We start from the raw sequence: 10,884 nt of genomic DNA on the forward strand, positions 1-10,884 counted from the left end.
AACTCCATTATTCGACACCGATATGCTATAATATGAGTAGCGAATTGTTGATGGAAGGAAGATACCATATGGAATTTAAACTAAAGGCATCTGATATATTAGAAAAAGAATTTAAAACGGGTTTAAGAGGTTATAACCAAGAAGAAGTAGATGTTTTTTTAGACGATGTTATTCAAGATTACGAGGCTTATGAAAAAAGAATTGCACAACTCCAATTAGAAAATAATAAACTAAAAGAACAACTAGAGGAAATGCCAAAGAGAACACAAGCTGTTGCACCGCAAACTGGGGCAACTAACTTTGATATTTTAAAGCGTCTTTCACATCTAGAAAAACATGTTTTTGGTAGTAAATTGTACGAATAATTATTACTAAGTCTCCTATAGATATCACAGCTCTACTTGTAGACTAATCGGACATGACTTACAAAAAAAGATGCTAAAGACAATTTGGCATAATCTTATATTGAAAAACTTTGGAGATTCGTATATAATGGAAATACCACTTATATATTCGGGCAATCGCTGCAATGCTAGACATTGTAGAGGAAAGTCCATGCTCACACAATTCTGCGATGAATGTAGTGTTCGTGCTTAGTGAAAAAATAAACTAAGGTAGCTATTAATAGCTAACGGCGGGATGAAGGCCTAAGTCTTAGGATATGGCTGACAATCTCTGAAAGTGCCACAGTGACGGAGCTGTATAGGAAACTATACAGGTGGAACGAGGTAAACCCCACGAGTGAGAAACCCAAATTATGGTAGGGGCATTTTCTTGAAGGAATTGAACGGATAGAAAAACAGATTTCATCTGTAGATAGATGATTGCCGTCCACATACGTACGAGGTAATGCACCGTTTGAGTACCGTGGAAACAAAACATGGCTTATTGAGTGTATGAGTGGCTATATTTAATAACTAAGAAGCTCTCCATTAACGGAGAGCTTTTCTATTATATGAATAATTTTACTGAATTACGTAATAGGGGAGGTAAAAGATTATGAAAAAACAACCACCCGAACGTTTACAGAGCTTTTCAATTGAATTATTGGAACAAATTCTTCAGTCAACAACTGAAGGTATTATGATTACAAATGAAAAAATGCAAATTACTATGGTAAATAATGCTTTTGAGACACTTACAGGTTATCGGTCATCTGAAATACTCGGGAAATATCCAAACATATTACAATCCGGGAAACAGGATGCCGATTTTTATAAAGTAATGTGGTCTAAAATTCGCTCCAATGGATCATGGAGGGGCGAGATTTGGAATAGACGAAAAAATGGAGAAATATATCCAGAAATTCTTTCTATTTATAGCGTATTTGATAAAGTAGGGCAGCTCACCAATTATTACGGGGTTTTTTCCGATATCTCTATAGAAAAAGAGACGGAAAAAGAACTTGAAGAACTAACTCAATCCGATTTATTAACCAATATTCTGAATCGAAATGCTTTTAATGAATTATTATTTGAGAAAGTAAATAATTCGATACATAGTCATGCTATATTATTTATTGATTTAGATCGGTTTAAGCAGATAAACGACACCTTGGGGAATGAAGTAGGTGACCAAATATTAATAGAGGTTACTAACAGAATAAACTCGATAGCTGGTTCTTCCGATATTTTTGCTCGTTATGGTGCAGACGAATTTGTCTTTTCTAGATCCAACATAGAATATCAAAAAGAAGCTGCAAACTTGGCTAAGGATATTACAAAGCTCTTTAACAAACCATTTCTCATAAATGATACAGAAGTATATGTCACTGCAAGTATAGGAATTAGTATTTTTCCGCAAGATGGTAAAGATATTGAGAAATTGATAAATAAAGCAGACAAGGCAATGTATTTTGCAAAACAAAATGGTAGAAACCAATATGCTTTTTATTTTGATGATTTAAAGAAAGACTCTAAACGACTAATTGTACTAGAAGCAGAGCTTAGAAAAGCTATTCAAAATAAAGAATTTTTCATTCACTATCAACCAAAAATCGGTTTAGCTAAACAAGATATAATTGGGGTAGAAGCTTTAGTAAGATGGAACAATGTTAAGTTAGGTTTTGTCTCACCCGCTGAATTTATACCAATTGCGGAGGATACTGGTCTAATTATTCCTTTAAGTGAGGTAATATTAGAAAAAGTTTGTTTGGATATACTGGAGTCAAGATCTCAAGGGAAGATACATATATTACCGGTGTCCATTAATATCGCATCTGTCCATTTTCAACAGGATGATTTTATAGAACGTATAAATTCTATACTTATGCAATATAATTGTAGTCCGCACCTATTGGAATTAGAGCTTACAGAACGTACAGTGATGAAGGATTCAGACGATATAGTAAATAAACTTGTTAAACTAAAAGCAATGGGTTTTAAAATTTCAATTGATGATTTTGGAACTGGATACTCATCTCTAAGTTATTTGAATAGATTCCCACTAAATTATTTGAAAATAGATAAAAGTTTTATTCAACAAATTACTAACTTACAAGATAAGCAAGCTATTGTAGAGACAATCATATTAATGGCTCATCGGCTGCATATAAAAGTTGTAGCAGAGGGAGTAGAAACGATAGGTCAAGTAAAGCTTTTACAGCAAATGGGCTGCGATATCATTCAAGGATATTATTATAGTAAACCATTAGCAGCAAAGGAGCTTATGGATTTTATCGAGTTATGGGAAATTTATAGACAGGAAAGGAATATATAATGACAACATTTAAATTAGTAGCAACGTCAGCTATGGGATTAGAATCAATCGTTGCAGATGAAGTAAAAGCATTAGGATATGAAACAACAACGGAAAATGGCAAGGTTTATTTTGAAGGGGACGAGCGTGCAATTGCGCGTGCAAATATTTGGTTACGTGTTGCAGACAGAGTTAAAATAGTAGCTGCTCAGTTTCCGGTAAAAACCTTTGATCAACTGTTTGAAGGCACAAAAGCTGTACAATGGGAAAAGTATTTACCTGTCGATGCAGCATTTCCGGTTCAAGGAAAATCAGTCAAATCAACATTATTCAGTGTACCAGACTGTCAAGCAATAGTAAAAAAAGCAGTAGTGGAACGCTTAAAATTAGCACATAAAAGAACTGGTTTTTTAGATGAATCTGGAGCAACATTCAAACTGGAAATAAGTATATTAAAAGATATAGCTACCATTACAATAGATACAAGTGGTGCAGGTCTTCATAAACGTGGTTACCGCCATGGACAAGGGGAAGCACCACTAAAGGAAACACTTGCCGCAGCTTTAGTGAAAATTTCTAAATGGAATCCGAACCGACCATTTGTAGATCCTTTTTGTGGATCCGGTACTATTCCGATTGAAGCAGCAATGATTGGACAAAATATTGCACCAGGGTTTAATCGCGATTTTCATAGTGAAGCATGGCCATGGATGCCAAAAACAGTTTGGGAAGAAGTACGTAATGAGGCAGAATCATTGGCCAATTATGATCAAGAACTTCAAATTTTCGGTTCAGACCTTGATCCTAAAATGATTCAAATTGCGGAACAAAACGCATTTGAATCTGGATTTGGTGACATAATCACATTCAAACAAATGCATGCAAAGGATTTTACTACATCTTTGACAGATGGAGTAATAGTTAGTAACCCACCTTACGGAGAACGTATTGGTGAAGTGGAAGAAATCGAGCAGGTTATTGGTGAACTAGGGTATTTAATGAGCCAATATCCTTCCTGGTCTGTCTATATGTTATCGTCTATGGAAAACTTTGAGAATGTATACGGTAGACGTGCAACTAAGAAGCGTAAATTATTTAATGGATTTATTCGAACGGACTACTATCAGTTCTGGGGTAAACGTTCATAACAGTAAGGGGGACTAGTTCCCCTTGCTGTTATATTATTATTTAAGGGAGTTTTTAGATGAAGCAAGCTTTACCATTCCAACTTTCAAAAGACCGTTCTTTCTTCGAATCATTAGGAGACTGGATGGGTGATGTATTATATGATGAATTACCCGAAAAAGGTTTTGAGTGTCGCGACGAACAGATTTTCATGGCATATCAAATTGAAAAGACGTTAAAAGAAAGAAATGTGCTATTTGCTGAAGCGGGAGTAGGTACTGGTAAAACCATTGCTTATTTGCTTCCGGCTATTGCGTATGCTCGTTATTCTGGAAAACCGGCTTTAATCGCATGCGCAGATGAAACACTAATTGAACAACTTGTAAAAGAAGCTGGAGATATTTTTAAACTTCAAAACTATTTAGATATAAAAATTGATGTGCGATTAGCAAAATCACGTGATCAATATTTATGTTTGAAGCGATTAGAAGAAGCACAAAAAGATGATGATAATGAATATTTCTTAGAAGAAATTGAAGATCAAGTTCCAGACTTTGTATATGCACATTCATCTATGCAAAAAATTTATCCATATGGAGAGCGCAGTCAGTTTGCTGGAGTAAGCGATGAGGATTGGCAGAAAGTTAATTATCATCCAACTCAGCAATGTATGGTTTGTGATTTGCGAAATCGTTGTGGACAAACAATTCATCGCCAGCATTATCGTGAGTCTACAGACTTAATCATTTGCTCACATGAATTTTTAATGGAGCATATTTGGACAAAAGAATCTCGTATACGTGAAGGTCAAATGCCATTATTACCCGAGGTATCAATGGCCGTATTAGATGAAGGGCATTTACTTGAATTCGCTGCTCAAAAAGCTTTAACGTACGAAATTCAAAGTGAAACACTTATTCGATTACTGGAAAAAGTAATGGTTGACGGTGTGCGAGAAAAAACATTGAACTTAATGGAAGTTCTCCAAGAATTACACGATAAGATATTTGGTTTGTTACGTATTGGTAGTAATATGGAAGAAACCGATCGCATGAAGGTTGATAAATCTGTAGAGTTAATGGAATTATGTAAACAAGCCATTCGGGTAACCGACAGCTTGTTAGAGGAATTTGTTTTCGAGTCAGAGTTATATACGATTCCTGAATACGAGCTACGTATGGTAGAAGAATTTTTAGAGCAATACACATTCTCTCTTCGTTTATTCACCGAAAAAGGGGACGGAATTGAATGGTTAGAGATCATTGATGGTTATGAAACGTTAATCATCATGCCAAGATTAGTTACGGACATTTTAAATGAGAAGCTATTTACTTCTAAAATTCCTATTGTCTTTTCTTCCGCTACTTTATCTATTGAAAAAGACTTTACGTATATTGCAGATTCTTTAGGAATCGAAAAATTCCAATCGTTCTCTGTGGCATCTCCATTTGATTATGACGAAGTGATGAAGATATACACGGAGGAAATGGAACAGCAAGAGAAGCCTTATCATGTGGAGAAACTATTAAATAACCCAATGCAAACCCTTATTTTGTTTAAATCCAAAGCAGCAATGGCTTCTTTCCGAGCTACTATAGGTGATAGAAGCGATATCGTCTTTGAAGGAGATCGGGAGCTTTCAACCATTGTAAAAGAATTCCAAAATGGAGAATACTCCACTTTATGTTCCTATCATCTTTGGGAAGGGTTAGATTTACCTTTAGAAGCCTTAACCAGAGTTATTATTTACGATCTACCATTTCCACCTGTAGATCCACTATTTGATGCAAAACGTTCTTTCTCTAACAATCCATTTGAGGAAGTAGAATTGCCATTTATGCTTTTAAGATTACAACAAGGTATTGGGCGTTTGATCCGTACATCTAGTGATTACGGGGAAATTCATTTATTGTTAAATGAAGAAGAAGCATTACAAGAAAGTAGATTTACAGGGGTATTACCTACACCAATTTCGAAATGAATCAAGGGGGAATAGAAATGTCTGTAGAACAAAATTTTTTAGATTATGTGAAGAAAATTGGTGCTTATCAAGAAGCATTAGGGGTGCTTTATTGGGATATGCGTACTGGTGCTCCGAAAAAAGGTATTGATCAGAGATCTGAAGTTGTAGGAGTACTTGCAACGGATGTATTTAATTTATCGACTTCAGACGATCTTAAAGAATTACTAGACCAGATGGAACTTGAGCTGGATTCTGTAAACGAAGTAAGTAAACGTGTGTTTGAAGAAGTAAAAAAGGAATACAATCTCAGCAAGAAAATTCCAGCAGATGAATACAAGAAATTTGTTATTCTTCAATCTAAATCAGAATCTGTTTGGGAAGAAGCAAAAAACAACAATGATTGGTCTATGTTCCAACCATATTTAACTGAAATGGTTGCTACGCTAAAGAACTTTGTAGAGTATTGGGGAGTTACAGATAACAATCCTTATAATGTATTGTTGGACCAGTATGAGCCTGGCATGACGACTGAAATTTTAGATCAAGTTTTTAATGAACTAAGAGAAAAAATTGTGTCGTTATTAAAACGCATTTCAGAATCTCCAAACCAGCCAAAAACAGATTTCTTGTTCCAATCTTTTGATAAACAAAAACAACAGTCCTTTAGTTTAGATATACTAAAACAGCTTGGATATGATTTTGATGCTGGAAGATTAGATGAAACAGTGCATCCATTTGCTACTGGTTTAAATAGAGGTGACGTGCGCATCACGACTAAGTATGATGAGTTCGATTTCCGTTCGGCAATATTTGGTACTATTCATGAATGTGGTCACGCGATATACGAGCAGAATGTTGCAGAAGAGTTAACAGGTACACCTTTAGCGGGTGGGGCTTCCATGGGTATTCATGAATCTCAATCACTGTTTTATGAGAATTTTGTAGGACGTAATCCAAAGTTCTGGGAACAAAATTATGAAAAGCTACAAAGCTATTCACCTGAACAATTTGGGGAAGTTCCTGTGGAAGACTTTCTTCGAGCTATCAATGAAGTAAAACCTTCTTTAATCCGGATCGAGGCGGATGAGCTGACATATGCTCTTCATATTATGATTCGCTATGAGATTGAAAAAGGATTGTTTAACGGTGATTTAAAAGTAGAAGATCTCCCTGAAATTTGGAATTCTAAGTACGAAGAATATTTGGGTGTTAGTCCATCTACTAACGCAGAAGGAATTTTGCAGGATGTCCATTGGGCTGGGGCTAGTTTCGGTTACTTCCCGTCCTATGCTCTTGGTTATATATATGCATCTCAATTCAAAGCGGCGATGCTAAAGGATATTCCACAGTTTGATAGTTTGTTAGAACAAGGCAATTTAGCACCTATCAAGGAATGGCTTACACAAAACGTGCATCAGTATGGTGCTCTTAAAAAACCTTTAGATATTCTGAAGGCAGCAACAGGTGAAGGTCTTAACGGTAAATACCTTGCTGATTATTTAGAAGAAAAGTATACAAAAATCTATAAACTTTAAATAAAAGGTGACCCAAGCGACGAATGTTGCTTGGGTCTTTTTAAAAGATTAAGAAAGTATATAATATGCAGTATAAACACTGGGTTTACAGAACTTTTAAGAATTACTGATTTCCGTTTCAGGTGGGGTTCAAATGCTATGAGCGCCACATCGTGTGGCAACGCTTTCGTGACCAACATCCTGTTGGCCACCGCGGGGTGAGCAGCTGAAGCCATGCCCATGGAAAGCGTCGCCCAGAGCCGATATCAACGGCATATCTACGTTCCTGTTATTAGAAGACTGGGCGTTTTTTACCCAGTTTTTCTTATAAAGGGAATTGTTTTTGGTATTTATTATTTTTATTGATTTTAATTGAACGGGTGCTTCTCTGTTCCTATTGGACTATAGAAAAATGGTTAGCCTGGACATAAGTCTCGACTAACCATTTTTTAATATTTTATTGTTACCAGAATTTATAACCTTTTGAACCTGGAGGAGCATTTTGAATCATCTCAAAGACTGGAACAGTGTAAGCAAATAGGATTAATGCAATACAAATTGTTAACCAAATCTTCCAATTTTCCAACCACATTGGTGTCTTTTCCGCGTTCTCTGAAACTTCACCAACAGGGAATTCTGTTTCACCCTTAGGAGCAAACCATAATAAATTTGCAACAATATAAAGTACTAATATGATCCCGATGAAAAGAATTGTTCCTCCAACTGCTTGTGCTATTTGATAAGGTATCCATTCAGTTGCTTGTTGTGCACCACCATAAGTGGAGAAATCCGAACGACGAGGCGCACCCATTAATCCTACAACATGCATTGCACCTGACATGATCGACATTCCAAATGCCCAAACAATAGCCTGAATAATTGCCAACTTGTTCATTTGTTTCGTCAATACTCTACCCGTAAGATGAGGTATTAACCAATAAGCGGCTCCAAAGAAAGTCAGTACAACTGTCGTTGCCAGTGTTAAATGGAAATGTCCAGTTACCCAAATAGTGTTGTGTATTAATGCATTCATCTGATGAGAAGCATTAATAATACCGCCAGCACCAGCAGGGATAAATGCAGCCATACCGATAAATGGAACTGTAAACCTAGCATCATTCCATGGTAGTTTTTTGAACCAACCGAATAATCCACGACCACCCAGTTGTCTTCCTCGTAACTCAAAAGTAGCGAACATAGAGAAAGCGGTTAACAATGAAGGGATAACAACCATCATTGTTAATACTACTTGTAAGAACTTCCAGAACGAATCAATCCCGGGTTCTGTCAATTGGTGATGGAAACCAACAGGAATGGAGAAGAGTAAAAATAACATAAAGGAAAGCCTTGCTAATGCATCAGAGAATATTTTCCCTCCAATGATCTTAGGAATAACAACATACCAAACCATATAGGCAGGTAACAACCAGAAGTACACTAATGGATGACCGAAATACCAGAATAATGTACGAGAAAGCAATACATCAACCTTATCCACCCATCCTAATGACCAAGGAATTAGTTGGAATACTACTTCTACAGCTACTCCTAAAGAACAGATAATCCACATCGCCAAATTGACAATTACCATAAATGATAAGAGCGGGCTAGGTTGCCCTGGATTTGCTTTACGCCATTCCACATATTTCATAATCTGTGCAATAGCTACTATCCATGACCCAACTACAACTAGTGCCATACCTACGTAGAAAATCCAATGTGCTTGAAGTGGTGCGTAAAAAGTATACAATACAGAAGCTTCATTGAGTAATACCATTATGGAAGCAGCAACTGTACCTGCAGTCATTACCCAGAAACCAATCCACCCGACTAATCGTTGTTTGTCTGATAACGTACCGGATGTTTTACTAATTGCAGCAATTTGAAAACCTAATATAAAATAAGTTGTTAAGATAAGTCCTAATAAAACCCCATGAATAGTTAATACTTGATAATAGCCAATCCCCCAAGGGAGTGTAAATTGACCTGAACGGACAAGGACTTGTAATAATCCACAAAGCCCCCCGATGAATAAAGCGATAAAAGCTACATATATATGAGCTAGTGCCAGTTTCCCATCGCGTCGATCAACTCTTACTAAGTCTTGTGCTTTTTCTTTAATAGTTGTCATTTTACTCTACCACCTTTAACATGGACGTCATTGTGGTATGTCCCACGCCACAATATTCATTACATAAGATTAAAAATTCACCAGGTTTGTCTACTGTTGTTACATATTCCGAAACATAACCTGGCTCTAGAATCATATTAATATTAGTTCCAGCAACTTGAAATCCATGAACTACATCTTTAGTAGTTGCTATGAACTTTATGGTCGAACCTATAGGTACTTCTATTTCGGGTGGATTATAATAGAACGCAGACGCTACAAGAACGACTTCATAATCCCACTCTTCACCTTCTACTTTATGAACTCCTGGTTTATTAAAAGGAGCTATCTCATCAACTCGCTCAGGGTCGATATAAATTTTCCCGGAAGGGGGATGGGAGCCATAATGAAATGCACTAAAACCGACGATAGTTAAAAATAATACCAATGAGCTAATCCCAAATGTTAGCCACCACTTTTCATACTTATGAATATGCATAAGTCTTAAACCTCCAATTTAAATTCAAAATCTGTCTATGAATAAGTAAAATGCCAAGAACCAAGTAACTAATATAAATGCGCCAACGAAACCTACGGAATAAAGTGTCCCTTTTAAATCAGAGTCTTTTTCTTTCTTTTTCGACATTTACTTACACCTCCTTCTACTAAACTCTATAGTCTCATCATAAATATAATAGTCGTGAGATGATGTGATAAAAATCACACATACGGTTATTAACTGTGAAATATATGTGAAATCTGGTATTTTTGGAACACTATTACCTTCCTGTAATGATTTTAAGCAAAAAAAAGAACCTTCCTATTTAAAGGAGGCTCCGTTTTCTATTCATCTATCGTTAAGATTATGGTCATTTCACCTATATTTTCAATTTCTACAGGCAGTCTAAAAGCATGTTGGAAACCATATAACCTGCTAGTACCAACAATAACAGTAGGTGGAGTAATATCAATTTCAACTCCACTTGCAGCAACGGAGGTACATAAATTACCTGCTATCATATTCCCGAGTTCACCTGTAAATGATTCGAGCATTTCACCTTCTAATGGCATTCCGAACATAGTAGCTCCAATTGCAGAAAAGGATTCAGCCGCAGAGTCAATAATAATACGCCCTTTAATATCACCAATGATTCCGATAAGTACGCCCATTTCCTTTTGCACAAATGGTTGAACCATCAGGGAAGGTGACTTTATATCCATTGAAATAGGTATTACTGATTTCAAGGATTGGATTGTTCCATTTAAAATTGTTTGAATATGTTTAGAAGTACTCATTTTAACCCTCCGACTAGTATAGATGTATCAATTTTAACATGTTATATAGGAAAAAAGAATAGGTATTGTAGAAATTTAAAATATACTATGGTATTATGTCAATGAGAATGAATATCAAATTCAGTTGAGAGGGCGATTTTTTATGTTAGCTATTTTCATTGGATCAGCTATTTTAGTTT

9 protein-coding genes and 1 other RNA gene are annotated in these 10,884 nt (G+C 36.0%); 6 read left to right on the forward strand and 4 right to left on the reverse strand.

Annotation, left to right across the window (positions count from 1 at the left end; all coding sequences use genetic code 11):
• Nucleotides 1-68: 68 nt before the first annotated feature.
• The 6 genes from gpsB to MKX39_RS07860 all read left to right on the forward strand — a co-directional run bounded on the left by gpsB (nt 69) and on the right by MKX39_RS07860 (nt 7,320).
• Nucleotides 69-365: a cell division regulator GpsB gene (gpsB, locus tag MKX39_RS07835; RefSeq protein WP_093534602.1), complete on the forward strand. Its 297-nt coding sequence runs from the start codon at nt 69-71 to the stop codon at nt 363-365.
• A 144-nt stretch (nt 366-509) separates the two neighbouring features.
• An RNA gene (gene rnpB, locus MKX39_RS07840) (RNase P RNA component class B) lies at nt 510-893 on the forward strand.
• A 106-nt stretch (nt 894-999) separates the two neighbouring features.
• The gene (locus MKX39_RS07845; protein WP_340769018.1) at nt 1,000-2,718 is read left to right on the forward strand and encodes a putative bifunctional diguanylate cyclase/phosphodiesterase; all 1,719 of its coding nucleotides are present in this window, start codon (nt 1,000-1,002) and stop codon (nt 2,716-2,718) included.
• Nucleotides 2,718-3,845 (forward strand): THUMP domain-containing class I SAM-dependent RNA methyltransferase, encoded by a 1,128-nt coding sequence (locus MKX39_RS07850; RefSeq protein ID WP_093534598.1) that lies wholly within the window; start codon nt 2,718-2,720, stop codon nt 3,843-3,845. The genes MKX39_RS07845 and MKX39_RS07850 overlap by 1 nt, the downstream gene beginning before the upstream one ends.
• A gap of 56 nt (nt 3,846-3,901) precedes the next feature.
• Entirely contained in the window at nt 3,902-5,803 is a 1,902-nt protein-coding gene (locus tag MKX39_RS07855; RefSeq protein ID WP_340769019.1) for an ATP-dependent DNA helicase, read from the forward strand.
• Between the two features lie 17 nt (nt 5,804-5,820).
• The gene (locus MKX39_RS07860) at nt 5,821-7,320 is read left to right on the forward strand and encodes a carboxypeptidase M32 (RefSeq protein WP_093534594.1); all 1,500 of its coding nucleotides are present in this window, start codon (nt 5,821-5,823) and stop codon (nt 7,318-7,320) included.
• Between the two features lie 442 nt (nt 7,321-7,762).
• Here MKX39_RS07860 and MKX39_RS07865 read toward each other — a convergent pair whose 3' ends face one another.
• From MKX39_RS07865 to MKX39_RS07880, 4 genes are all read right to left on the reverse strand, one after another.
• Nucleotides 7,763-9,430 carry a b(o/a)3-type cytochrome-c oxidase subunit 1 gene (locus tag MKX39_RS07865; protein ID WP_340762134.1) on the reverse strand — a complete coding sequence of 556 codons (1,668 nt, stop codon included), beginning with the start codon at nt 9,428-9,430 and terminating at the stop codon, nt 7,763-7,765.
• A 1-nt stretch (nt 9,431) separates the two neighbouring features.
• Complete coding sequence (locus MKX39_RS07870) at nt 9,432-9,908, reverse strand: cytochrome B5 (RefSeq protein WP_093534587.1); 477 nt, start codon at nt 9,906-9,908, stop codon at nt 9,432-9,434.
• A gap of 24 nt (nt 9,909-9,932) precedes the next feature.
• Nucleotides 9,933-10,055, reverse strand: coding sequence for a cytochrome c oxidase subunit 2A (locus tag MKX39_RS07875; protein WP_093534585.1), 123 nt, complete (start codon nt 10,053-10,055; stop codon nt 9,933-9,935).
• A gap of 197 nt (nt 10,056-10,252) precedes the next feature.
• Nucleotides 10,253-10,705, reverse strand: coding sequence for a chemotaxis protein CheX (locus MKX39_RS07880; protein ID WP_340762135.1), 453 nt, complete (start codon nt 10,703-10,705; stop codon nt 10,253-10,255).
• Nucleotides 10,706-10,884 lie beyond the last annotated feature (179 nt).

The sequence above is a fragment of the Psychrobacillus sp. FSL K6-1464 genome, from assembly GCF_038003145.1.
Taxonomy (GTDB): domain Bacteria; phylum Bacillota; class Bacilli; order Bacillales_A; family Planococcaceae; genus Psychrobacillus; species Psychrobacillus psychrotolerans.

Excerpts from the sequence above, each read along its gene's own strand:
- gpsB (WP_093534602.1), top strand. The coding sequence starts at position 69 with ATGGAATTTAAACTAAAGGCATCTGATATATTAGAAAAAGAATTTAAA.
- MKX39_RS07845 (WP_340769018.1), top strand. The coding sequence starts at position 1,000 with ATGAAAAAACAACCACCCGAACGTTTACAGAGCTTTTCAATTGAATTA.
- MKX39_RS07850 (WP_093534598.1), top strand. The coding sequence starts at position 2,718 with ATGACAACATTTAAATTAGTAGCAACGTCAGCTATGGGATTAGAATCA.
- MKX39_RS07855 (WP_340769019.1), top strand. The coding sequence starts at position 3,902 with ATGAAGCAAGCTTTACCATTCCAACTTTCAAAAGACCGTTCTTTCTTC.
- MKX39_RS07860 (WP_093534594.1), top strand. The coding sequence starts at position 5,821 with ATGTCTGTAGAACAAAATTTTTTAGATTATGTGAAGAAAATTGGTGCT.
- MKX39_RS07865 (WP_340762134.1), bottom strand. The coding sequence starts at position 9,430 with ATGACAACTATTAAAGAAAAAGCACAAGACTTAGTAAGAGTTGATCGA.
- MKX39_RS07870 (WP_093534587.1), bottom strand. The coding sequence starts at position 9,908 with ATGCATATTCATAAGTATGAAAAGTGGTGGCTAACATTTGGGATTAGC.
- MKX39_RS07875 (WP_093534585.1), bottom strand. The coding sequence starts at position 10,055 with ATGTCGAAAAAGAAAGAAAAAGACTCTGATTTAAAAGGGACACTTTAT.
- MKX39_RS07880 (WP_340762135.1), bottom strand. The coding sequence starts at position 10,705 with ATGAGTACTTCTAAACATATTCAAACAATTTTAAATGGAACAATCCAA.